Source organism: Enterobacter cloacae complex sp. IR5418 (genome assembly GCF_049238105.1).
Taxonomy (GTDB): Bacteria; Pseudomonadota; Gammaproteobacteria; order Enterobacterales; family Enterobacteriaceae; genus Enterobacter; species Enterobacter hormaechei.
In genome coordinates, this window is record NZ_JBMKHS010000016.1 from 75,533 (window position 1) to 98,138 (window position 22,606).

Genomic DNA, 22,606 nt, shown 5'->3' on the forward strand with positions numbered 1-22,606 from the left:
TATCGCCGGTTCGCTATTCGTTAATTGTTGTTACAAAAAATCGCTCGCTCTTTTTCGATTGAGTTAACAACTGTTTTGGTAAATTTTTGAATGTCGATGCTAAAAAATAGCGGTAAAATCGCAGCGTACAAGGGTTTTCTTTCCACTTGCTGTACAGCCTAATTTCCAAAAACGAGACCAGAATCGAATAGCGGGTTTTTTAGCGTTTTAATCTTGCCTGGAAAACCGTTAATATAAACCCAATTAGCAGTCAGTAGCGTTATCCCTATTCTGGAGACATTTCCTTTGATCAACGTCCTTCTTGTTGATGACCACGAACTGGTGCGCGCAGGGATACGACGCATTCTTGAAGATATAAAGGGTATTAAAGTTGCCGGCGAGGCGTGCTGTGGCGAAGATGCCGTCAAATGGTGTCGCGCTAACTCCGCAGACGTGGTGCTGATGGATATGAACATGCCCGGTATTGGCGGGCTTGAAGCCACGCGCAAAATTGCGCGCATGTTCGTTGATACCAAAGTCATCATGCTGACCGTCCATACCGAAAATCCGCTGCCAGCCAGAGTTATGCAGGCGGGTGCTGCCGGGTATCTCAGTAAAGGCGCCGCGCCGCAGGAAGTCGTCAATGCGATCCGCACCGTTTTCGCCGGGCAGCGTTACATCGCTTCTGATATTGCTCAACAGATGGCCCTGAGTCAGATTGAACCGGAAAAAACGGAATCTCCGTTTGCCAGTTTGTCTGAGCGCGAATTGCAGATTATGCTGATGATCACTAAAGGTCAGAAGGTGAATGAGATTTCAGAGCAGCTGAATCTCAGCCCGAAAACGGTCAACAGCTATCGCTATCGAATGTTCAGTAAACTGAACATACACGGTGATGTCGAGTTGACTCACCTGGCCATTCGCCATGGTTTGTGCAATGCGGAGTCGTTAATAAGTCAGTGAGTGAAGCGTTCGATTCAAAAGCATTTCTGAAAACCGTCACCAGCCAGCCAGGCGTCTATCGTATGTACGATGCTGGCGGTACGGTTATCTATGTCGGTAAGGCAAAAGATCTGAAAAAACGCCTTTCCAGCTATTTCCGCAGCAACCTTGCCTCCCGTAAAACCGAAGCGCTGGTCGCACTCATACATAACATTGATGTCACCGTAACGCACACGGAAACGGAAGCGCTGCTGCTTGAGCACAACTACATAAAGTTGTATCAGCCGCGCTACAACGTTCTGCTGCGCGATGATAAGTCCTATCCGTTTATCTTTCTGAGCGGCGACACGCACCCGCGTCTGGCGATGCATCGTGGCGCTAAGCATGCGAAAGGTGAATATTTCGGCCCCTTCCCGAACGGTTATGCCGTGCGGGAAACCCTCGCGCTTTTGCAAAAAATCTTCCCTGTTCGCCAGTGCGAAAACAGCGTTTATCGCAACCGCTCCCGGCCGTGCCTGCAATACCAGATTGGCCGCTGCCTGGGGCCGTGCGTTGAAGGGCTGGTGAGCGAAGAGGAGTACGCGCAGCAGGTGGAATATGTCCGCCTGTTTTTAGCCGGGAAAGACGATCAGGTGCTGACGCAACTGATCGCCCGTATGGAAAAAGCCAGCGCGGCGCTGGAATTTGAAGAGGCCGCACGCATCCGCGACCAAATTCAGGCCGTGCGCAGGGTGACCGAGAAGCAGTTTGTTTCCAATACGGGCGACGACCTTGATGTTATCGGCGTAGCCTTTGACGCTGGTCTGGCCTGTGTTCACGTGCTGTTTATTCGTCAGGGCAAAGTGCTCGGCAGCCGCAGCTACTTCCCGAAAGTGCCGGGCGGCACCGAACTGGGCGAAGTGGTGGAGACGTTTGTCGGCCAGTTTTATTTGCAGGGGAGCCAGATGCGTACGCTGCCATCCGAGATCCTGCTCGACTTCACGCTCGACGATAAAACCCTGCTGGCGGAGTCGCTTTCGGAGCTGGCAGGCCGCCGGGTGAACGTCCAGACGAAACCGCGTGGAGATCGCGCGCGTTATCTGAAGCTGGCGCGAACCAATGCCGCCACGGCGCTGACCACCAAACTGTCCCAGCAGTCGACCGTCAGCCAGCGTTTAACCGCGCTTGCGACACTGCTCAAGCTGCCGGAAGTGAAACGCATGGAATGCTTCGACATCAGCCATACGATGGGTGAGCAGACCGTGGCGTCGTGTGTGGTCTTTGATGCCAATGGCCCGCTGCGGGCAGAGTATCGTCGTTACAACATCACCGGCATTACGCCGGGTGACGATTATGCCGCCATGAACCAGGTACTGCGTCGTCGCTATGGTAAGGCGATTGAAGAGAGCAAAATTCCGGACGTTATTCTCATCGACGGCGGGAAAGGGCAGTTGGGGCAGGCGAAGGCGGTATTTGAATCGCTTGATGTGGAGTGGGATAAACACCATCCGCTGCTGTTAGGGGTAGCGAAAGGGGCGGATCGTAAGGCTGGCCTGGAAACGCTGTTCTTTGAGCCGGAAGGCGAGGGCTTTAGCCTGCCGCCGGACTCCCCGGCGCTGCATGTGATCCAGCATATCCGCGATGAGTCGCACGATCACGCCATCAGCGGGCACCGCAAAAAACGGGCGAAAGTGAAAAATACCAGTACCCTTGAGACGATTGAAGGCGTCGGTCCAAAACGTCGCCAGATGCTGTTGAAGTATATGGGCGGATTGCAAGGATTACTCAATGCCAGCATGGAGGAAATTGCAAAAGTGCCGGGTATTTCGCAAGGGCTGGCAGAAAAGATCTACTACTCGTTGAAACATTGAGGGCTCTGTAGCAACATAGAGCTAAATTTTACTGACAACAGACAGTTACCGTCATCATGCGATTTAATATCCCTACGTTGCTCACTCTCTTTCGCGTTGTGCTCATTCCGTTCTTCGTCCTGGCATTTTACCTGCCGGTCGTCTGGGCACCTTTTGCCTGTGCGCTCATTTTTCTGATCGCTGCCGTTACGGACTGGTTTGACGGTTATCTGGCGCGTCGCTGGAACCAGAGTACCCGCTTTGGCGCGTTCCTCGATCCGGTTGCGGATAAGGTGATGGTGGCAATCGCGATGGTGCTGGTGGCGGAACATTATCATACCTGGTGGGTGACGCTGCCAGCCGCGACCATGATTGGCCGTGAAATCATTATCTCTGCCCTGCGCGAGTGGATGGCGGAGCTGGGTAAACGCAGCAGCGTGGCGGTGTCCTGGATCGGTAAAGTCAAAACCACGGCACAGATGGCGGCGCTGGTGTGGATGCTGTGGCGTCCAAATGCCTGGGTAGAGTGGGCTGGCATTGGTCTGCTGTGGGTTGCGGCGGTGCTGACGCTGTGGTCAATGCTGCAATATTTGAACGCTGCACGCGGTGATTTGCTTGAACAGTGATCGTTTCGGCTTAATTTTCAGCAAACGATCCTGAGATGCAAAAAATAACGTTGACTCATAACGTCATATCAGTAGAATGCAACGCATCGAACGGCGGCACAGTTAGCCGGACGATAATGAAATCAAGTGGTTAGAAGTAGTTAAATAGTTACTTGATAAGATGCGGGAATAGCTCAGTTGGTAGAGCACGACCTTGCCAAGGTCGGGGTCGCGAGTTCGAGTCTCGTTTCCCGCTCCAGATTAAAGCATCGGCAGTTTGCGGGTGTAAGTCGAAAGACAACAGATTTAAGGCGCGTTAGCAAAGCGGTTATGTAGCGGATTGCAAATCCGTCTAGTCCGGTTCGACTCCGGAACGCGCCTCCACTTTCTTCCCTGGCCGGATGGTGGAATCGGTAGACACAAGGGATTTAAAATCCCTCGGCGTTCGCGCTGTGTGGGTTCAAGTCCCACTCCGGCTACCATGGGAAAACTAGAATAAAATCAATGATAAGCAGTGTCGTATAAACCACCGAAAGGTGGTTTTTTATTGCCTAATTTTCGCCATTCACCATTCTTTCGCCATTACGTTTCGCCATTCGAGAATTTTTTTACGGTGAAGTACCTAAGTACAAGTTAAATTTTACTTCAGGTTATTCGTTCTTGCTCTATGATGGTATACGTGTAATTTAACGAGAAGCCGAACTCGATATTCATACAAGTAAAATATCTCTCTAAGCATAAAATTTAAGGAGAATTTTAAATGCGTGCCTTTACTTCAGTAGTTTTGTTCCTTTGTTGTATTCTCAATCCAGTCCATGCTGAAGGCTGGTACATCAATAAACGTGGTGAACCAACAGTCATGTCAGATGATGGCTATTGGTATATGCTTCTTTCAAAGTCTATGAAAGGTGATGTGAATGCCTACCTGTTGCCTCGTAACGGTATCGAATGTAAAGCTTCTGGCAGTTCGTCAAGCATGTATGTTAATGGAACTAAATTGCGTTGGTGGCAGAACTGCGACCCATCTATGGGAATGTATTGGTACGCTTATACACAAGCAGGAATAAATCACCTAATTGGTGAATTCATGCGCCGTCAAACAGTCACCATCCGTGACGGTAGCTTAACAATTGTTTTTTCTGCGGTAGGCTTTAATGACAAAGCTCGACAGTTCATCGACGATGTAGCTGATCCTGGTTTATAAGATGTTTCGCGTCTTCAAGTTTGAAAAATACAAGTAAGAGCACCCTTCCTCGATTTTGAAGATGATAACTGGATCTGATTATTAGAATGAGAATGATTATCTGAAGAGTCTTGGTTCTTATGTGTATTTGAGGAGGGCATTACTGCCCCCCGACCACCGGTACTACAGAAATTTTTCGGTTATATCTCGCCGTTTGTGATGCATTTTTATGCCCTGAAATTTCCTGCTTCTCGTGAAGTGTTCCTTTCAGATCGGATATCCCTTTAGCTTTCAGATCATGGAACGTGAAGTTAAACTCAAGCTCAGAAAATTTTTCAGCAGCTAACTTTTTAGCTTTCATCCACTGCGCATTAAATGCATCTCGTGTGTAACGAGACCCTGACTGCTGGTGGATAACGTACAGACTTACCATGCCACTATTTAACGGAAGGGAATCGGCCAAGGTAATCGCTTTCGATAGGCGTGCTGTCCAGGCCTTAATCTGACTCACTGCCGTCTTGCTTTGCTGAATTAAAATGCCTTCATCAAGTATCTGACTCTTTTTAAGATCAAGAATGTCACCTTGACGTGCGCAGCATAAATACGCCAACTCCATGGCAATCTTCACTGGTAATGACGAAACGCTGAATAGAGCATCATATTCTTTGTCCGTGACGTACCGTGTGCGCGCCTGCTCCTTAAATTGCTTCACACCATGGCATGGATTCATCTTCACCTTGCCACGCTCATATGCCCACCTGAACACCCTCGACATAAACGCTTTCTCTCGGTTCGCCTGAACCCTGCTTTTAACACCTCTCTTATCCATATACTTCCTGATATGCTCAGGCTTAATGTTGTCTGGCTTCATCTTCCCGAAAACAACATTTACTTTTGAACCATATTTTCTGTAGTCCTTTCTGGTTTCGGTGGCCAGTTCATGAAAGTCGCCCGAGTTAAAGAACTCTTCACAAAGTGCGTGAAAGTTGGAACCTGCCCTGATATCGTTGATGAAGTTTTCATAGGCAGCCCAGACCTGAGACTTAGTAAGATCGCGATTGCACAATCTCACAGTTCTGCCGTCTGGCGTTCTGAACTCATAGGCTGATTTGCCCCGGCGAACGCGGGGCGGCATCCAGTTATCTTCCGGGTTTTTGCGGATTCTAGGCATTACATGTCCTTAAAGTTTGGTTCTTCTTCCTCTGGATTGTTGTCTACCTGCTTCAGGCCAGCTGGATTAGTTACATGATCCCATGTAGTTCCCGGCCTGCCATCTTTACGTGGTACAAAAAATACACCGCTTTCTTTCAGCGCTCTGCACTGAAGGGAAGGGCGGCGATAACCAGTAAGTTGATAGAGGTCATCAGGGGTAAGAAAACGTTGGCTTTGTCCGCTCATCGTATAGCTCTCCACTTAACCGGCTGCACCCGGCAAAATATCAATCAGTTTTTAAAACGCTGAATGCCATGAATACTTCTAAGGTGAATCTTCTGTAGAATTTTACGAACCCACAATAGAAAACATATGTCATCAGTAGCATAGATAAAGTTGATAATATGTTAAATCCAAACATTTCGTCTGTTAGGGTATTAATTACAAGTCTGACGAAAGCTACCCAAAAGAACAATAAAAATACCAAGCACACGTTCCTGCAAAATCCATATAATGCTACATAATTCTGTATTTTAGGCTGATGGTTGGAGGAGTGTTCATATGAGTAATGGTAGGCTAATCTAAAAAGATCACCTTGTAAGGCATAACCATTTTTAAGTTGAGATAAATCTACTGAAAAAATCTTCTTATAAGACTTTTCCAGCATGCTCCATAGCGGCGAAGCTAACTCCTTTGTAAGCTCTCGGGAGTACAGTTTATAAAAAGTAATTCTATCAAGAATAAATACTGGTAGTAATATCGTCTTAATTATTAGATACTTAGTTGTTCTGCCGTAATCTTTTTTGACTTCGTCTTTGAAATCATTATTTAACTCCCAAAAAAGATAGATAGAAGGGTACTGTAATGTATCATTCATATACTTTTCAACTAGAAAAGCAGAGCATATTGCTATTGCATGGCCAATGATATATGCAAGTATAACAATTGAAGAATATCCCAACAAACTGAGAGAAGATTCCTGTGCGATTGCAGTTTTCTTTAGTTGGATGATTACATCCCAATCCAGAGTGATCCCGCAAAAATATAGAAGATATAAAAACAATCCTCCTGGTATCAGGTAGCCAAGAAAATCATATATTGAAAAGGGGTTCTGGTTCATATCTTTTCACTCCCAAAATTGTGTTTGCTAGGGGGCAACACTATAAACGATCTACCTCACGAAGTTTATCTACTATTTTTTTTCGATTGGATTACGTTGTAAGTAACCGATTGATTTATTCATAAACCATTAATGTTCTTGATTTAGGCTTGTGCGTGTTTAAGCGACGTAGTATCCGCAACCTGCGCCGCCACGTTAGTACGGAGATTACGCAGTTCCAAAACAGCTACCTGCACTGCATAAGCGAACATAGCAGCAGGGCGGTCACTCACTTTTTCACTATCTCGTTGCATGTTGACAGCAATAGTCATCAGTTCATCCAGCTGTTCACCGGTCATTGGTTTATTGACTGTCATGATTTTGCTCCTGCTGCAATTTGTGTTGCTTAACGAAGTGGGCCACAGCCTTTGACTGGCTGGCGACAATGGTTTTGTCATCCATGTCCAGCCAAACGGTTTTACCGCGATACAGTGAGGCCCGACCAATTTCCTTACCATCGAGCATCACATACAGAGATCGTCCGCGAATTTCTGTTGTCGGTACTGGTTGTGACAAGCGATAGAGTTCACGTGCTTCAGCAATGGCTTTATGTTCGTCAATAATCGACAGCGCCTCGGCTAGGGCAGTGCCTTCAAGAGTGAAGACACCTTCATCACTGATCGTGGCCTGAGCCATCAGCTCAACGAAACGGCGCGCGTTCTTTACGCTCAGCACTGGCGCGATAGAGCTACGGGTAACTTTCGTTTTCCCCTGTGCAGCCGCTACAGCTTTATCGTGTTGGAGTACTTTCCCGGCCTGTTCGCCATACTCCATAACGCGATCAACCGCGACATCGACTGAAACAGCACCGGATTTAACCTCCTGCTGAACGTCATGGTTCGCCGTGCTGAGGAGCAGCAGCTTTTCGACGGTGGCCACAGACTTATTCACCAGCTTTGCTATCTCGCTGGTGGTCTGGTTAAAGGCGTTATGTAGCTCCTGAATAACAGCTGCCTGTTCCATATCGGATAGCGGAAGCTGGTTATTACTGGTCATGATGCGGGCCAGGCGCTGAACATCGTTACCGTTGAACGGCATGATGTGGATGCGGTCTACTGGCTTACCAGCTTCTGCACAACGCGCATAGCAGCGACGACGACGGTGGCCTTCAACAACCCACACTCCACCTTCATCACGGGCGATAACCTCCAGCGGGGGAACGGAGCCACCGTTCATCAGGTAGTTGAAGAGGTCATCATCTGCCTGGCGGGTACGTTCATCATCTTCGCGTTTGTTGAAACCTTCCCGCACATGGATTTGATCAAGGCTGATAAACATCCCGGTGTCGGTGCGCTTGATGGTCCCGTCACGTGTCATTTGCTTGAATGAGTTAGCCATCAGAGAGCCACCTCGTTATTTTGGGAAATGACGATGGGTGACAGCTCACGCAATTCTCGCTGGGCTTCCAGTAAATGCATATTGGTTCTGGTCTTCGTGTAGCGTTCAACAATGCGGTCACACTCTTTGGCCCAGCTTGCGACATCTTCACGCAGAGTAGCGTTCTGAAGAGCCAGTTCTTTACGCTGCGCCATCGCTTCGCAAAGCGCTACGCTTGTATAGTCCAGGCGGTTAGCCAGTTCGGTCATAATTCCGCGATAAGCTGGCGGAAGGAGAGGGGCGGCCTTACCCGCTGCGTCGATCAGCTGCTCCCGGGTCATGCGTGGTTGTAACTCGGTGACGTTCTGTGTGTTCGTCATGGATAGTTTCTCCGTGTTATACGCGCTCTGCACAGCGCTGAATTTTGGTTGCACGAATCCCTCGCCGACTGGCGACAAAAAATAATGGGGTTTCGTTTTAATAAGCACCCAACCAGAGCACTTAGTGAAACGGGCGGCTGCCACCGCCAGTCAGCTTCTCCACAATTGAGAGCGCGTTCTCCTGAGTTGATTTAACGACTACGGCCTCTCAAGTTGAACGCTGAACGCGCTTTCAGTTGCGAAAAAGGGGCGGTCGACATTAAGGACATTCAAAACTGCCGACCGCCAAGACTACACACAGCATCTGGTACCGTTACTACGGTTTACCACCTTCCTAACGTGATTCGTTTGTGGTGGCTGGTGCTGAACTTCAGCTCAGTGGCGCGGTGTTTCAATATCGTAACCGCCCGTTCCATCCGCGTTTGATCAGTCCGTATGCTCGCTTAGAACGTTTCGCCTGCTTATCTTTTCTCAACCGTTTGACGGTCAGCCCCGTCATTCACCACAACTGAAAAAGAGCGGTCCACCTTCACCATGCTTTGCCTGCCACCATTGGGATTGGTTACTACAGCAGTCGAAGGGTACAGTTTTTCATGCCCGCGCTCTTTCAGTTGCATCCTCGTCTCTTCCGAGGTGTCACACCTGATCGCCACGCTGGTGAAACGTCTCTGGCCGTCGTACTTGCCTGGCTTGCACATTCCGGCTACCCGCTGGATCTGGATATTGTCTTGCAAGGAATCCCCGGACCGCTGCGGCACATGTGCCATATGCCGTACTACTTACTACCACACCAACACAGGTAACTGTCAGTACCAGTGGTGTGATTCAAATGTAGGATATCTTACTTTGGTGTGTCAACACTAAAAGTAGGAAAACTTACATTAAGGATGAAAAAAAACCGACACGAATGTCGGTCTTAAGAGGGGAAAGATATTAGAGGTCAGTTACTACTTGTTTTACCACACCGACAATTTTGCAGTTACCATTGACTTCCATTACGCGGTAGTTAGGGTTTAACGGTACCAGGTATTTTAATGGCCCATCAATAACAAACTTTTTGAGAGTGGCCTCAGCAGAACCAACAATCTGAGCGACAACAATTTTGCCATTAACTTCTTGTGGGCTGCCGTAATCGGGGTCCACCACAACAAAGGAGCCTTCAGGAATACTTGGTGCTCCATTCGGGTTTGTCATAGAGTCGCCACGAACACGTAATGCAAAACCTTCATCAGATAAGTTGGCAGTGGTGAATATCCATTCGGAAATATCGTCCTCAGTAATGGGAGCACCACTTTCTGTCCATTCCCCAGCTTGAACCCAAGATAGGATAGGAATTTTCTTTACTCCAAATTTCTCAGTCGGCTTGTAAAGAATTTCGTCACAGTCTGGATCACCTTGTCCGGTAATAATCCACTGAGGGTTAGTTTTTAAGGCAGCCGCCAGCCCCTGTAGGTTAGATCCTCCAGGTTCATAATCACCAGACTCCCATCCTGTGACTGTTACTCGGTTTACACCAACCAACTTGGCGAGAACAGCCTGGGTGAGCTTTAGCTCTTTGCGTCTTGCGCGGATGCGTTCATTCATTTTCATGTAGGCAATCCTACCATTTTATGATGTAGGAATCCTTGACCTTTAAATGTAAGATATCCTACTATCATGATGTGTGTTTCCCTTACATTTGAGGCAAAAATGAAAAAAGATGATGTGGTTTCTTACTTCGGCAGCGTGGGGAACGTAGCCAAGGCTTTAGGGATTTCCCATGCATCAGTATCTGGGTGGGGTGAAGTAATCCCAAAGGGCAGGGCATTCGAGATTCAGGCACTGACTGCTGAAAAGCTGAAAGTTGATCCAACCCTTTACGCTAAGCCTAATCAAAACGCTGCTTAATTTTAACTACCAAAGGAAAAACAACATGGTAGAGCCAAGCCTGAAAGAAGTAGTTAAAGCGATGTGCAAAGCGTATCCAGGAGGCCGTGAGGCTATGGCCGGTGCTCTTGGCATGTCAGTAACGCAGTTCAACAACAACCTGTATGAGAAGAACGGCTGCCGTTTCTTCGAAGTGAACGAGCTGGAGGCGATGGAAGACATCTCGAATACGTCCCTCCTGGCGGATTACTTTGCCCGTCGCCGTGGTGCGCTGCTGGTGGACGTTCCTCAACTTGAAGACCTTGATCGTGTCGACCTGTTTGATCGTGCCATGAGAACGTCAGCAGCGCGTGGACGTGTTGATACCGTGATCCAGAGAGCTCTCGAAGATGGAGTAATCGAACGTCATGAAGCTGAAGAAATCAATGAATACCACCGCCGTCATCTGGCAGCGCGTGAAGAAGAGATCCGCGCGATTGTCGCGCTGTTTAGCCGTAAGAAAAGCCAAAAAAAGTGACGCCCGCGAGTGTGCAGCTCCGGGCGTCGTGGCGTGTCGTATTCAGTGGAGAAACTAACGCATGAACAGTTTAAACCGATTGAGACCAGCGAAGCAATTCAGATGCCTTCCACTGGTAGGGAAAGATTCCCCGTTCGGCTATGTGGAGAGATTAAACAACCAGGCGGATGAGAACAACTACCAGCCTGTGAACGCGATGGTAGAGGCATTTGCACTGATGAACGAGAAGGGGCGTGAGGAATGGCTGAAGTTGACCGGCGATTCAGAGACCACAGAGGCATCACCGTCCACGTCATCAGATGGGAGCCCGAGACTCGACGCGTTATATACCTCCGCGAAGGGTACGATCATGAGTGCTTCAGCCCTCTTGAGCAATTCCAGCGTAAATTTACAGAGTTAAAGGACGACCATGAGCACTAAATTAACAGGTTACGTTTGGGACGCTTGCGCCGCTTCTGGCATGAAGCTGTCCAGCGTTGCCATCATGGCGCGTCTGGCAGACTTCAGCAGTGATGAAGGGGTTAGCTGGCCTTCCATTGCTACCATCGCGCGCCAGATTGGTGCTGGTGAGAGCACGGTACGCACAGCTATTTCTCAGCTGGAAAAAGACGGTTGGCTGACTCGCCAGCAGCGTCGTAAAGGCAACCGCAATGCATCGAATGTTTACCAGCTCAATGTTTCGAAATTACAGGCAGCTGCCTTTTCTCACCTGTCAGAATCTGACGCGTCAAAATCTGATGCATCAAAATCCGACCCGTCAAAATTTGATGCGTCGAAAAACAGTAATAATGGCAGTTTTCACCCGTCAGAATCTGGTGGGGATCCGTCAGTAAAATCAACTACTGATCCATCAGATAAAAAACCTAATTGTCAGGTTGCGTCGCAACCCGACACTGCATGTGTCAATCAGGTTGATTTGATAACTGGTCAGGCAGTCTTAATCCTCAACCATCTCAATGACGTTACTGGTAAGACATTCCGCAAGGGGAAAAGCTCCCTGGATAATATTCGCGCCAGACTTCGAGAGAACTTCACACACGATGAGTTGCTGTTGGTTATTGATTACAAGCACGAGCAGTGGAAAGAGACGAAATACTACGAACACATGCAGCCAACAACTTTGTTCAGGCCGACGAAGTTCGAAGGATATTTGCAGAACGCGTTGCGCTGGAATAGCAAAGGCCGACCTAAGCGTGAGGACTGGGACGCTGTCCGCAAACAAGATCCATTGAAATTCGGTCAGCCAGACAAAGTCATCCCGGCAGGTTTCAGAGGAGCGAACTCATGAGCCTTCTGAAAGATATTCAAATTTTCATCGCTGAAAACCCTGGGTTAACTAACAAACAGATTGCAGCTTCAATGCCTCAATACCGCCTTCATGCTGTTCAGCGCGGTGTATGCCATCTGGTCAAATTGAATCGCGCAACACGGCAGCATAACGGTAAGTGCTACCAGTATTTTGCCAAAGCGCCGGCTGGTGACGTTAGCGAGGGGCGTTCTGCACTGAAAATTAACCGGGCAGATACACCAGTTGTATCGGAACAGGAAGAAGCGCCGAATCCAGCTGTAACCAGGATGATGGATAAGGCTCAAGGCCTGTTTGAAAAAGGGCTCTACCAGCGGGCAGCCACGGTTCTGATGGATGCCTTCAATCGCTCTAAGAACGAAGAGCAGAGGATGAAGATACTGATTGAGCGTCAGCGTTACCTGAGCATGGCGCCGAAAGTGAAAGCACCCTCTAATGCATGGTGTCTGGCTGGCCGAGCGAGGAATGTCTGATGAAATATTCACTGATTTATGCCGACCCTGCGTGGGAATACGGGAACACCATCAGTAATGGCGCTGCAAATAACCATTACGGCACGATGAAGCTTATCGACATGAAGCGCCTCGCGGTTTGGGACCTGGCTGCCGAGGATGCTGTTCTGGCTATGTGGTTCACCGGTACACACACCCGAGAGGCTATCGAGCTGGCTGAAGCGTGGGGCTTTAAGGTCCGCACGATGAAGGGCTTTACCTGGGTAAAGTTCAACCCACTGGCAGAGAAGCATATCAACAAAGTACTTCAGGCAGGCCGTGTGGAAGATTTTTACGACTTCCTCGACCTGCTGAACGCACAGACACGCATGAACGGCGGGAACTACACCCGAGCCAATACCGAAGACCTATTGATCGCCACCAGGGGAAATGGACTTGAACGCAAGTGCGCCAGCATCAAGCAGGTTATTTACAGCCCACTCGGTGAGCACAGCCAGAAGCCAGCAGAGGCGCGTTTCCGTCTGGAGAAGCTTTACGGTGATGTTCCACGCATCGAACTATTCAGCCGTTGCGGTGCGCCTGGCTGGGACCACTGGGGAAATCAATCTGAATCACCAGCTGTTGAGCTTATACCGGCAGTTGCCGTTCCCATGAAAAAACTACAGGAGCGCGCCGCATGAAAAAGCTATCTACCGAGCATGAGAACGCTGTGCGTGATGTAGCCCGTCAATGCAACGATGCCATCAAAAAAGCCCTAAAGCAGAAGCCAAAGCCAAGCTGGAATGTCGTAGTGCCTCCGATCCTGAAGGAGTACCACGAGAAGGTTAAACCTATGGGAGTTAGCCTGGTGATGTTCAATAGCGTAATCGGACGCCTGAACGGGCGTTATGGAGTCGAGTCATGATCGAATTAACGCCGCGTCAGAATGAAGTGTTCGAAGCTATCAAGCTTCATATCGAAAAGGCTGGCTTCCCACCTACGATGCTGGAGCTTGCCGGATTAATTGGCTGCGCATCACCGAACGCTGCTGTAGCGCACGTGAAGTCACTTAAGAAAAAGGGTTACATCACTGTTGCTCCTGGCGCAGCCAGGGGCATTACCGTCGTCAAAACGGAATGGGAAGCAGATCCAGTAACGATCATCAAAGACCTGCTATCCGGCGGAGACAATGCCAGAGATAACGCTGTTGAATGGCTGAAAAAACAGGGAGTGAGTTTATGAAACTGGTGCTCCCGTTCCCACCGAGCGTAAACACATACTGGCGAGCCCCGAATAAGGGGCCGTTAAAGGGCCGCCATTTGATCAGCGCCAAAGGCAGGGCATATCAAAGCGCGGCCTGTGTCGCCATTGTCGAGCAGCTTCGCTTCCTTCCAAAGCCATCAACAGCACCTGCTGCCGTCGAAATTATATTGTACCCACCAGACGAACGCCGCCGCGACATCGACAACTACAACAAGGCGTTGTTTGACGCGCTCACGCACGCAGGCATTTGGGAGGATGACAGCCAGGTGCAGAGAATGCTGGTGGAGTGGGGGCCGAAGGTACCGGGTGGACGTGTAGAAATATCCATCAAGAAACATGAACCTCTGGCGGGTGCAGCCGCCTGATAAGTGGAGAAGAGCATGAATCAGATGAACATCACCGTAACGTGTCCGACGCACCATGCCGCCGCGATAGGCCCTCAGATAACGATGTCCAGTCGTGAAATTGCGAAGCTGGTCGATTCACGTCACAGCAATGTCTGCGTAACCATCGAGCGACTGATGAAATCCGGCGTGATTGGGGGGTATGCTGCAATGCAGTACACCCATCCTCAGAACCAGCAGACTTACCACTACTACGAAGTTAACAAGAGAGATAGCTATGTGATCGTCGCGCAGCTGTGCCCGGAGTTTACCGCCCGTCTGGTTGATCGCTGGCAGGAACTGGAGAGCGGGGCCGGGATGGTTGTTCCCCAAACACTCCCTGAAGCACTCCGGCTCGCCGCTGATCTTGCTGAACAGAAGCAACGTCTGAGTGAAGAGCTGGCAATTGCCGCACCAAAGGCTGAATTTGTTGATCGCTACGTCAAAGCCACCGGGTCAATGACATTCCGGCAGGTTGCCAAGCTCCTTAACGCCAAAGAACCCGAGTTCGCGATGTTCCTCATTGAGAACGGCATCATGTACCGCCTGAACCGCGTGCTTACTCCGAAGAGTAAACACATCGAAGCAGGCCGATTTGAAGTTAAGACCGGGACCACCAACCAGACCAACTATGCGTTCAATCAGTCTCGTTTCACGGCGAAAGGGGTGCGCTGGATAGGTGGACTTTGGGCAGAGTATGTCGCTAAGGGGCAAATTGCGTGAGAGCCATACTGACGCCTGAAATTGCGCCGATGACCGGGGTGGTTCTGTTCCGCCCTGGTAAAGAACTGCTCTGGCTATTCCGTCAGGGAAGGGTAGTTATTGAGCCACCATCCGAAGCCATCCAGCATCTGCCGTCCGGAATAATCCCTGAAGCCCACCAGCCTCTTACTGATGATGCCAATATGCAGGCCATTTTCGTTAACGAGAGGATCATTCAGCGAGCTGGTGGATTGAGTAGCCTTGATGCCTGGCTGGAGAGAAAATTTGAATGTCAGTGGCCTCACACTGACTGGCATGCCAGTGATTTTACGGTTATGCGCCACGCTCCGGGGAGCATTCGTGTTTGCTGGTCATGTGATAACCATTTACGTGAGCAAACCACTGAAAGACTGGCAGGAATTGCCATGCAGAACCTGGTAAAATGGCTGCTGGAAAGGGTAAATATTGATTTAGGTTTCAGCGCTGACCACACTCTTTCGCTTCCTGAGTTCTGCTGGTGGATGGTACGTAATGATCTGGCTGACCTTGTTCCTGAATCGGTGGCGAGTAAAGCACTCAGAATCAAGCCAGAACAGCACAGTTCAGTGATGAGGGAAAGCGACATTGTCCCGTCATTACCGGCTACGCAAATCTTTCAGGAGAAGGCAAAAAAGATAGTGGCGGTGAAGGTCGATCCTGAAACGCCGGAATCTTTCATGCTGAGGCCAAAGCGCCGACGCTGGGAAAACGAGAAATACACCCGCTGGGTGAAGTCGCAGCAGTGCAGTTGCTGCAATAATCCGGCAGACGACCCCCACCACCTGATAGGACACGGGCAGGGTGGAATGGGTACTAAGGCGCATGACCTGTTTGTGATACCGCTGTGCAGAGCGCATCACGACGAGTTACACGCTGATCCCGTGGCATTTGAAGCGAAATACGGCGACCAGTTAACGCTGCTGTTTCGGTTTTTAGATCGTGCGCTGGCAATCGGCGTATTAGCATGAAAAGTGGAGATAACATGCGTGATATGTATGAAGTTTTGGACTTATGGGGAGCATGGGCTGCATCAGAACATAGTGGAGTTGACTGGCAGCCTATTGCAGCAGGATTTAAAGGATTACTTCCTTATGGGAAAAAGTCTCGTTTGCAATGTTACGATGATCAGGGCATAAAAATCGATGGATGTGTTGCAAGACTGAGAAAGCACAAATCCGAACAATATGAACTAATTGTTGCTCATTTTATTCTCGGTATTTCTCTGCGAACTATTGCAAAAAAAAGAAAATGCTCAGATGGAACCATTAGAAAGGAGCTTAATGCTGCCCTAGGTTTTATAGAAGGGGTACTATGCATGTTAGACCTTGACTAATAATTTATATAAAACTACTAGGGTGCCAATTGAAGTTGGCACCCATGAAGCAGAAAGCAAAAAGTATAAAACTTTTTTACAAAATGATTCATTATCCTTTAAGTGAGCCTTAGCTTCGCTGATTCGCGTTTCTAAATCAGAATTTTTCAACAATTCCTCATCTTCACTGTCAATCTTCTTTAATAATGATGTGAACACAATTTCTTTAGCGTGAATTACTCTCTCAAATTGTTTTTGTTGTGAAATAATAACCAAGTGCATAATGATTGAAGTTAAAACAATGCCAATAAATGCAACAATTATTTCTCCAGTTTCAATTAACTTAAACAATGCAATAGAACCCACTAAGGAAATTGGTATGGCCAATACTTTATTAGATAAGTCTAATAGTGTTTTCGAGATTTTTTCTGCGAAATCAATTTCCGCGTCTGCTATTTCTTTTCTTGCTTTGTGAAATGAGAAGGCAGACATATAAACTGCAAGATTATTAGAGTATAATTTGTTTATTGACTCCAGATTTGATACCAAATTAGTGAAGCTGGGTTTATGGTTTATAATGTATTCTATTAGGGTATTTCGGAAGGTGTTTATTTTTTCCTCGTAATGAGCATCTGTGAGTGGGTTTATGGCTACAAGACTATTAATTAGCTGGGATTGAATATTATTAACGTTTAGAATGTCGGCTTGAATAGAGGTTTCTAAAACAGCAGAGGTTGATTTTGACTCAGAATCCATCACAAATACGAGGCGATAGAAGCTATTTCCGCCCTCATGTTTAATATCATGATAATGCGCAATTTTCGCTAGCGAGCAAATGAGTGTTAGGATTTTTTCAAGCTGTAATATGAATGTGGGTTTCTTTTCCTCTTGAGAGTAGAAGTTATCTTCAACAATAAAGTACTCTTCTGGGAAACACCCTTTTGAAAGGCAGTTGGCTTGAATAAAATCATTGCAGTCCAAATAAAATTTGCTTGCGTCGCCTTGGTTAATAATGAAAGTGTAGCGGCATGTTGCCCACGAATTAGGGTAATCATCTGCATGGTCAATGTTAATGTTGTCAAGTTCTAATTCGCTCAATCTGCCTGCCGAAAAGAACTCCTCCATAATATTTTTCAAGATAGTGTCTACTAATGCAGAATAGCCAACTGTGCCCGTAATACAGGCACCGTCAAAATCAACTTGTGTTGAAGTTCTGAATAGTTGAACAATTTTATATAAATCACTCATGTGACTACCTTGTTAATTATTATTCATTTTTTTGCTAAGCGCCGCTTTCCGCTCTTTAATCGCTGCCTCAATCTTGTTTTTTGCTTCGGCCGGAAGTTTATTGAAACTTAAACTTCCGCTTTTTTCATCATAGTAAACCATAGCATCATTTGTCTCTCCGAGCAATTCTTTATCAAAGTTGAAACTTAAGAGTTTATCCTTATATGATACGTTTTTTATTTTATCAAGAGTGGATTTATTGATAACGAACTCTGAGGGAATGCGCATGTTTTCATTATTTAAATGTTGCATGAATCCTTCAATTATTTCGTTTCTTTTATCTTCTTCGAGCGAAGTCAATTGTGCTGCTGCGATATCTGCTATGTCAGTAAGTTTCGCTGGTTGATCGGCACGGTTTGTTTCATCTAAATATCTTATAACTTTATTACGAAATGCTTCAGCAAAGGGTTTTGAATCAACATCTTTTTTAAAAAAGTTTCGTGCTTCTCGAGGTAATGCACGTGTTGCTGCTGAGGATGCTATCCCTTTATCACATCCTAACGCCGAGATAAAATAAGCTGATGCAGATTGCCCCTTAGTTTTACTAACAAAACTTAAGAATGTCAGTTCCGTACGGGCTGTTTCATCTGCGGAGAGATATTGATTGTAAAGATGAAAGTTGATTTTTGCTGCTTGATTAATATTGCTGAGATCTAGATGAATCATTTCCTCAGGCTCAAGTGCCGGACTGATGCGCATTCCACCTTTCTTTTTTATCATGGTCACGAGAAGAAATCTTACGCCATTGGATATGTAATCAGTAAAAACAATATATCCACCTGATGGCCAAGATTGACCTTTTGCGCTTTCAAATAATTGCTTCATAATTGATATGGAAAGGTTTATAAAATCTTTGGAACTATAATTTGTTAATGAAAAATAGTTATTGAATTCATCTGGTATAGGCCCCCTGTCATTATCCTTTTTAAAGATACCGTAATGCGCTGTATTTCCTCTTGAGCCATACAGTTTAATGACATCTTCAACTAACTTATTAACTATCTTATTTTCTTTATCTAGCTCTGTTTTCCTTAAGTTAAACGGATTCTCATAATCAAAATCATTTCCACTTTCTTTAATTAATTCATGGACAATTACATGCTTGATATCAGGTTTGCTCATTTTTTGTGCAGATCCTTGTTGCAAAGTGTTTCGTTCTAGCATAAAGAAACACTAACGCGTACGCAAAATATATCGTAACCTGTTAAGAGTGGTTTCTACGCCACAGACTTAAAACGAGTCGAAAACCTCGCCACGACGAGGTTTTGTCGTATTTGAGGCTGCCTAAAGGTGGCCTTTTTCAAATCCGCGCCACGCTCGGCGCAGTTCATCCACAGAGCCTTTCAGGGGGCAGCCATAGGGAACAGTCGATGTGACTGTCTCTGCGGGCTGATCATTCCTGATGGCCTTTGACAGAGTGATTTTTTTCATCGGTGCTATAGTTAATCTGGCATTCGATAATGCTCTCGATACATAAAACACTTGGTGGGGATACACCAACTTCGCAGAGACAACTGCATGACCCATGACCAGCAACCCAATGCTGGTCTTTTTTTTCCGCCATTAGCTCAACTGGAAAGAGCACGGAGCTTCTACCTCTGTGGTTCGGGGTTCGAATCCTCGATGGCGGACCAGAGAATTACTTAATTAACGATTTAGTATTTCTAACACTATCACTCACACCGCCGCCATATAATCAAATCCTCACACTGAGGAGATAGCAATGAAAGAAGGTTTCTACTGGATACAGCACAACGGCAGAGTGCAGGTAGCTTACTACACCGATGGTGTCACTGAGGATCTTGAAACGGGCCAGACAATAACTGGTGTCTGGCATCTGACACGAGGTGATGATATTTGCCATAACGGTGAGGCTGAAGTGATTGAAGGCCCACTGTCTGTGCCATTGAAATGAATATATTCAACTGATTACTTGGCAGATTCTTTGTACTGCACATATGCTATTTAAGCATCCTGCGGAATGGATGTGTTCTGAAAGCATTTTGGTGGTGAATCCCCCTATGCGGAGGGGCGTTCCAGCAGTTACCTGAAAAGGAAACCTCTCAGACGCGGGAATGTTTGCTGGAGTAATTCTCACCGGGAGGCACCCGGCACCACTCTCTAAGCTATTGCCAACTTAGCAACTATGCCTGCTGTCCGAGCAGGCTTTTTTTTGGCCACACAGATAAACTATTGACCGCATGAATATAACCTGAGTAGGTTATGCATGTGGTGAATCCCATCTAAGCGATGGGGCGTCTGGTTAACTGCTATGTGCAGGTATGCGCGCGACTTTGATAACCAGAGATAAGTCACCGGGAGGCACCCGGCACCACGATAACAATAATATCGAATTGATAATTCCTTGAGAGCCTGCTTTAAACAGCAGGTTTTTTTTGCTCGTTTCCCGAAGTTACGGCTACGCTAAAGAAGAAGGGGATATATCCGCTGGCAGGTGGTTCTCCTGAACCATCAGTGAATCGGCCTCGATACCCGGACGTCACTACCTGTCTTTCGGATGATCTCCTTTCTACCTTCTTGTGATAATCATCACTTTAGCCTGCTCTCGCGAGCGGGCTTTTTTTATTCCCCTCAAATTTCCTGAGAGGGATCACAGCAATAAGAGGGGGCTTAATGTCCGATCCATTAACCGGCACCGGCGCTGTTCTCGGCGGCGGCCTGCTGGGTTCAGTCCTGTACGGCGTCTTTACTCATACAGATTTTGGTGTGGTGTTCGGGGCGTTTGGTGGTGCGGTGTTCTACGTCGCGACAGCCACAAACCTGTCCCGCGCCCGACTGGCAGCATATTTCCTGACGTCGTTTATCGTTGGGGTGCTCGGGGCAGGACTTATTGGCTCACTGCTAAATGCAGCTTCGCACTATGAAAAACCGCTGGATGCACTGGGCGCAGTGATTCTGTCTGCCCTGTGTATAAAAATCCTCACTTATCTTAACAACCAGGATTTGAACAACGTGTTCAAGTTTTTCTCGCGGTTACGCGGGGGAGGGGGAAATGGCAATTGACCCGTCAGCATTCTTTAATGCGTTTATCTGTGCGGCCATAGTTATCGTGCTGATGTTTTACCAGCGACATGGCGCCCGGCATCGCCCCTTTATTTCTGTCATGGCGTATATAACCGTGCTGGTTTACGCCGCGATCCCCTTGCAGTTCATCTTCGGCCTTTATCGTGATTCCAGTTGGCTGGTGGTGGTCGCAAACATTCTTATCTTCGCCGCCATCCTGAAGGTTCGTGGAAATATGGCGCGGCTGGTTGATCGTCTGAGGCACTAATGAACCAAACACAATTTCAGAGGGCGGCTGGTATCAGCGCCGGGTTAGCTGCGCGCTGGTTTCCACATATCGACGCCGCTATGAAGGAATACGGCATCACCGCACCGCTCGATCAGGCCATGTTTATTGCCCAGATGGGGCATGAAAGCACCAGATTTACCCGGCTGGTGGAGAACCTGAATTACGCGGTTGAAAACCTAGTACCGACGTTCGGTAGCCACCGCATCACGCAACAGCAGGCAGCAGCACTTGGCAGAACAGCAACGCAACCGGCAAACCAGAAAGCGATCGCTAATCTGGTTTACGGCGGTGAATGGGGAAAAGAACACCTTGGCAATCAGGTAGCCGGTGATGGCTGGAAATATCGCGGTCGCGGGCTGAAACAGGTTACCGGCCTGAGCAACTACCGCAGTTGTGGCCATGCTCTAAAACTTGACCTTGTTAGCCATCCGGAGCTGCTTGAACAAGATGAATACGCCGCGCGCTCAGCTGCATGGTTCTTTGCCTCCCGCGGTTGCCTGCTTCATTCCGGCGATGTTGAGCGCGTTACGCTGCTAATCAATGGCGGCCGCAACGGGCTGGATAAACGCCGCGCACTATTTAACCTGGCGAAATCCGTTCTGGTGTGAGGTGAATGTGGGGATCGAAACGATAATCGGACTGGTCGCATTGGTTATTTCCGCTATCGCCGGAGCTTTTGGCCTAGGCCATATTCGCGGCACCAGCAAAGCTGAAGTGAAAGCCGACCAGCAGCGCACCGAAGATAACGCAGCGGCAACGGTCGCAGCAGCCGAACGCCGGGTAGAAGCTACGAAAGAGGCCAGCAATGTACAGCAGACTGTTAACCATATGCCTGGCGACGATGTTGATCGCGAGCTGCGGGACAACTGGACCCGTAAGGGTTGAGGTAGTGGATACCGCTTGCGATTGGATTAAACCCATTTACGGCACAGCGCACGACTGGGATGTGCTAGACCGCCAGACGAAGCGCGACATCCTGGCGCATAACAAAGCGTGGCAGGCGAACTGCCAGAAGTAGGAGTTATGCATGCTGCTGTTGATAGTTCCGTTGCCTTCCGCGAGCTGAGGTACCTCCAAGCTGTTCTGTGGATTAATCCTTTAATGTTGACCATTCAAAAGGCGAATAACCAGTTGAGTAGTCTCCGGATCTTGAACGAAGCAGAGGAATAGAGCTGAGAAGAAGCGTGAGACCTAACGTGCGGATTTAACACTTTAAGATTCACATTTTGTAAACTTTTGCTATATTGCATCTGATGCCAGCGGTCGTTTCCTTATTAGAATAAATTGTTATCGTGTTGGCAGTTTTTTTATGACTACACGGAATGATGCTATGTCAGAAGTTGCAGCGGAGCTAGCCGAGCAGACTTGGCCTGATTTTTATCCAAATGGTGTTCCTCCAAAAACGGCTGTAGATGCTGAGGGTGAGTTTTATCGTTTGGTTAGAGCTAACCCTCCGACTCCAAATTGTTTCCTTTCTACCCATGAAGAGTATCCGAATAGACATAAAAAATGTCGCGGAGAAGCTCTCCAGTGCGTATATGGCACATCTTTTTTTTCTGAAGAACGAGGTGCTAAAGATGCAAAGGGCTTTGTTGAATAAATCAGATTTCGGGTAAGTCTCCCCCGTAGCGGGTTGTGTTT

At 47.8% G+C, this 22,606-nt stretch carries 32 protein-coding genes and 4 tRNA genes; 26 read left to right on the forward strand and 10 right to left on the reverse strand.

Annotated elements, in window-relative coordinates; translation table 11 throughout:
* The first annotated feature begins 285 nt into the window (after positions 1-285).
* The 7 genes from uvrY to ACOTX7_RS14000 all read left to right on the forward strand — a co-directional run bounded on the left by uvrY (position 286) and on the right by ACOTX7_RS14000 (position 4,559).
* Positions 286-942: a UvrY/SirA/GacA family response regulator transcription factor gene (gene uvrY, locus ACOTX7_RS13970; RefSeq protein ID WP_006811135.1), complete on the forward strand. Its 657-nt coding sequence runs from the start codon at positions 286-288 to the stop codon at positions 940-942.
* The gene (gene uvrC / locus ACOTX7_RS13975; protein WP_125357768.1) at positions 939-2,771 is read left to right on the forward strand and encodes an excinuclease ABC subunit UvrC; all 1,833 of its coding nucleotides are present in this window, start codon (positions 939-941) and stop codon (positions 2,769-2,771) included. The genes uvrY and uvrC overlap by 4 nt, the downstream gene beginning before the upstream one ends.
* A 56-nt stretch (positions 2,772-2,827) precedes the next feature.
* The gene (gene pgsA / locus ACOTX7_RS13980) at positions 2,828-3,376 is read left to right on the forward strand and encodes a CDP-diacylglycerol--glycerol-3-phosphate 3-phosphatidyltransferase (RefSeq protein ID WP_003859652.1); all 549 of its coding nucleotides are present in this window, start codon (positions 2,828-2,830) and stop codon (positions 3,374-3,376) included.
* A 162-nt stretch (positions 3,377-3,538) separates the two neighbouring features.
* Positions 3,539-3,614 (forward strand) — tRNA-Gly (locus tag ACOTX7_RS13985).
* Positions 3,615-3,665: 51 nt separating this feature from the next.
* Positions 3,666-3,739: transfer RNA gene (locus tag ACOTX7_RS13990), tRNA-Cys, on the forward strand.
* Positions 3,740-3,750: 11 nt separating this feature from the next.
* Positions 3,751-3,837: transfer RNA gene (locus ACOTX7_RS13995), tRNA-Leu, on the forward strand.
* 278 nt (positions 3,838-4,115) lie between these two features.
* Complete coding sequence (locus ACOTX7_RS14000; protein ID WP_032634721.1) at positions 4,116-4,559, forward strand: hypothetical protein; 444 nt, start codon at positions 4,116-4,118, stop codon at positions 4,557-4,559.
* Positions 4,560-4,698: 139 nt separating this feature from the next.
* On the opposite strand, the gene ACOTX7_RS14005 is transcribed toward ACOTX7_RS14000, so the two are convergent.
* The 8 genes from ACOTX7_RS14005 to ACOTX7_RS14040 form a co-directional block, all read right to left on the reverse strand.
* Complete coding sequence (locus ACOTX7_RS14005) at positions 4,699-5,709, reverse strand: tyrosine-type recombinase/integrase (protein ID WP_048208443.1); 1,011 nt, start codon at positions 5,707-5,709, stop codon at positions 4,699-4,701.
* Positions 5,709-5,936: a DUF4224 domain-containing protein gene (locus ACOTX7_RS14010; protein ID WP_072207491.1), complete on the reverse strand. Its 228-nt coding sequence runs from the start codon at positions 5,934-5,936 to the stop codon at positions 5,709-5,711. The genes ACOTX7_RS14005 and ACOTX7_RS14010 overlap by 1 nt, the downstream gene beginning before the upstream one ends.
* Before the next feature lie 40 nt (positions 5,937-5,976).
* On the reverse strand, positions 5,977-6,810 hold the full coding sequence (locus tag ACOTX7_RS14015; RefSeq protein ID WP_058652863.1) for a hypothetical protein: 834 nt from the start codon (positions 6,808-6,810) through the stop codon (positions 5,977-5,979).
* A gap of 143 nt (positions 6,811-6,953) precedes the next feature.
* Positions 6,954-7,166: a hypothetical protein gene (locus tag ACOTX7_RS14020; RefSeq protein ID WP_048208446.1), complete on the reverse strand. Its 213-nt coding sequence runs from the start codon at positions 7,164-7,166 to the stop codon at positions 6,954-6,956.
* Complete coding sequence (locus ACOTX7_RS14025; protein WP_048208448.1) at positions 7,153-8,187, reverse strand: chromosome partitioning protein ParB; 1,035 nt, start codon at positions 8,185-8,187, stop codon at positions 7,153-7,155. Before ACOTX7_RS14025 ends, ACOTX7_RS14020 begins: the two co-directional genes overlap by 14 nt.
* The gene (locus ACOTX7_RS14030; protein ID WP_226868919.1) at positions 8,187-8,546 is read right to left on the reverse strand and encodes a hypothetical protein; all 360 of its coding nucleotides are present in this window, start codon (positions 8,544-8,546) and stop codon (positions 8,187-8,189) included. Before ACOTX7_RS14030 ends, ACOTX7_RS14025 begins: the two co-directional genes overlap by 1 nt.
* Before the next feature lie 461 nt (positions 8,547-9,007).
* The gene (locus ACOTX7_RS14035) at positions 9,008-9,163 is read right to left on the reverse strand and encodes a hypothetical protein (protein ID WP_165587243.1); all 156 of its coding nucleotides are present in this window, start codon (positions 9,161-9,163) and stop codon (positions 9,008-9,010) included.
* Positions 9,164-9,479: 316 nt separating this feature from the next.
* Positions 9,480-10,136, reverse strand: coding sequence for a LexA family protein (locus tag ACOTX7_RS14040; RefSeq protein ID WP_032634713.1), 657 nt, complete (start codon positions 10,134-10,136; stop codon positions 9,480-9,482).
* A 99-nt stretch (positions 10,137-10,235) separates the two neighbouring features.
* Between ACOTX7_RS14040 and ACOTX7_RS14045 the strand changes: the two genes are divergently transcribed.
* From ACOTX7_RS14045 to ACOTX7_RS14100, 12 genes are all read left to right on the forward strand, one after another.
* A complete protein-coding gene (locus ACOTX7_RS14045; protein ID WP_032634882.1) occupies positions 10,236-10,433 on the forward strand; it encodes a Cro/CI family transcriptional regulator in 198 nt (65 codons plus the stop codon).
* Between the two features lie 25 nt (positions 10,434-10,458).
* Positions 10,459-10,929 carry a YmfL family putative regulatory protein gene (locus tag ACOTX7_RS14050; RefSeq protein WP_032634711.1) on the forward strand — a complete coding sequence of 157 codons (471 nt, stop codon included), beginning with the start codon at positions 10,459-10,461 and terminating at the stop codon, positions 10,927-10,929.
* Between the two features lie 240 nt (positions 10,930-11,169).
* Positions 11,170-11,349 carry a DUF4222 domain-containing protein gene (locus ACOTX7_RS14055; RefSeq protein ID WP_063945205.1) on the forward strand — a complete coding sequence of 60 codons (180 nt, stop codon included), beginning with the start codon at positions 11,170-11,172 and terminating at the stop codon, positions 11,347-11,349.
* Complete coding sequence (locus ACOTX7_RS14060; RefSeq protein ID WP_048208454.1) at positions 11,339-12,217, forward strand: conserved phage C-terminal domain-containing protein; 879 nt, start codon at positions 11,339-11,341, stop codon at positions 12,215-12,217. Before ACOTX7_RS14055 ends, ACOTX7_RS14060 begins: the two co-directional genes overlap by 11 nt.
* Positions 12,214-12,708, forward strand: a complete 495-nt coding sequence (locus tag ACOTX7_RS14065; protein ID WP_421626094.1) for a hypothetical protein — start codon at positions 12,214-12,216, stop codon at positions 12,706-12,708. The genes ACOTX7_RS14060 and ACOTX7_RS14065 overlap by 4 nt, the downstream gene beginning before the upstream one ends.
* A complete protein-coding gene (locus ACOTX7_RS14070; RefSeq protein WP_048229428.1) occupies positions 12,708-13,367 on the forward strand; it encodes an MT-A70 family methyltransferase in 660 nt (219 codons plus the stop codon). Before ACOTX7_RS14065 ends, ACOTX7_RS14070 begins: the two co-directional genes overlap by 1 nt.
* A complete protein-coding gene (locus ACOTX7_RS14075; RefSeq protein WP_022650831.1) occupies positions 13,364-13,591 on the forward strand; it encodes a hypothetical protein in 228 nt (75 codons plus the stop codon). Before ACOTX7_RS14070 ends, ACOTX7_RS14075 begins: the two co-directional genes overlap by 4 nt.
* On the forward strand, positions 13,588-13,908 hold the full coding sequence (locus ACOTX7_RS14080; protein WP_048229431.1) for a LexA family transcriptional regulator: 321 nt from the start codon (positions 13,588-13,590) through the stop codon (positions 13,906-13,908). Before ACOTX7_RS14075 ends, ACOTX7_RS14080 begins: the two co-directional genes overlap by 4 nt.
* Positions 13,905-14,294, forward strand: a complete 390-nt coding sequence (locus ACOTX7_RS14085) for a RusA family crossover junction endodeoxyribonuclease (protein WP_045326198.1) — start codon at positions 13,905-13,907, stop codon at positions 14,292-14,294. Before ACOTX7_RS14080 ends, ACOTX7_RS14085 begins: the two co-directional genes overlap by 4 nt.
* 84 nt (positions 14,295-14,378) lie before the next feature.
* Positions 14,379-15,035 carry a phage antirepressor KilAC domain-containing protein gene (locus tag ACOTX7_RS14090; RefSeq protein WP_040118293.1) on the forward strand — a complete coding sequence of 219 codons (657 nt, stop codon included), beginning with the start codon at positions 14,379-14,381 and terminating at the stop codon, positions 15,033-15,035.
* Positions 15,032-16,021 carry a DUF968 domain-containing protein gene (locus ACOTX7_RS14095; RefSeq protein ID WP_048229433.1) on the forward strand — a complete coding sequence of 330 codons (990 nt, stop codon included), beginning with the start codon at positions 15,032-15,034 and terminating at the stop codon, positions 16,019-16,021. Before ACOTX7_RS14090 ends, ACOTX7_RS14095 begins: the two co-directional genes overlap by 4 nt.
* Before the next feature lie 14 nt (positions 16,022-16,035).
* Entirely contained in the window at positions 16,036-16,386 is a 351-nt protein-coding gene (locus ACOTX7_RS14100; protein WP_074185088.1) for an antiterminator Q family protein, read from the forward strand.
* On the opposite strand, the gene ACOTX7_RS14105 is transcribed toward ACOTX7_RS14100, so the two are convergent.
* Positions 16,372-17,613: a hypothetical protein gene (locus tag ACOTX7_RS14105; protein WP_180256329.1), complete on the reverse strand. Its 1,242-nt coding sequence runs from the start codon at positions 17,611-17,613 to the stop codon at positions 16,372-16,374. The genes ACOTX7_RS14100 and ACOTX7_RS14105 overlap by 15 nt on opposite strands.
* A gap of 12 nt (positions 17,614-17,625) precedes the next feature.
* Complete coding sequence (locus ACOTX7_RS14110) at positions 17,626-18,774, reverse strand: nucleoid-associated protein (RefSeq protein ID WP_048229437.1); 1,149 nt, start codon at positions 18,772-18,774, stop codon at positions 17,626-17,628.
* 435 nt (positions 18,775-19,209) lie between these two features.
* On the opposite strand from ACOTX7_RS14110, the gene ACOTX7_RS14115 reads away from it, so the two are divergent.
* The 7 genes from ACOTX7_RS14115 (at position 19,210) to ACOTX7_RS14145 (ending at position 22,565) form a co-directional block, all read left to right on the forward strand.
* Positions 19,210-19,286 (forward strand) — tRNA-Arg (locus ACOTX7_RS14115).
* Between the two features lie 89 nt (positions 19,287-19,375).
* The gene (locus ACOTX7_RS14120; RefSeq protein WP_045344159.1) at positions 19,376-19,567 is read left to right on the forward strand and encodes a hypothetical protein; all 192 of its coding nucleotides are present in this window, start codon (positions 19,376-19,378) and stop codon (positions 19,565-19,567) included.
* Between the two features lie 719 nt (positions 19,568-20,286).
* Complete coding sequence (locus ACOTX7_RS14125; protein ID WP_017384387.1) at positions 20,287-20,676, forward strand: phage holin family protein; 390 nt, start codon at positions 20,287-20,289, stop codon at positions 20,674-20,676.
* A complete protein-coding gene (locus ACOTX7_RS14130; RefSeq protein ID WP_048229440.1) occupies positions 20,666-20,944 on the forward strand; it encodes a phage holin family protein in 279 nt (92 codons plus the stop codon). Before ACOTX7_RS14125 ends, ACOTX7_RS14130 begins: the two co-directional genes overlap by 11 nt.
* Positions 20,944-21,573, forward strand: a complete 630-nt coding sequence (locus ACOTX7_RS14135) for a glycoside hydrolase family 19 protein (protein WP_048229442.1) — start codon at positions 20,944-20,946, stop codon at positions 21,571-21,573. The genes ACOTX7_RS14130 and ACOTX7_RS14135 overlap by 1 nt, the downstream gene beginning before the upstream one ends.
* 7 nt (positions 21,574-21,580) lie before the next feature.
* Positions 21,581-21,850, forward strand: a complete 270-nt coding sequence (locus ACOTX7_RS14140; protein WP_047051639.1) for a hypothetical protein — start codon at positions 21,581-21,583, stop codon at positions 21,848-21,850.
* A 445-nt stretch (positions 21,851-22,295) separates the two neighbouring features.
* Positions 22,296-22,565, forward strand: a complete 270-nt coding sequence (locus tag ACOTX7_RS14145; RefSeq protein ID WP_421626095.1) for a hypothetical protein — start codon at positions 22,296-22,298, stop codon at positions 22,563-22,565.
* The last annotated feature ends 41 nt before the right edge of the window (positions 22,566-22,606 follow it).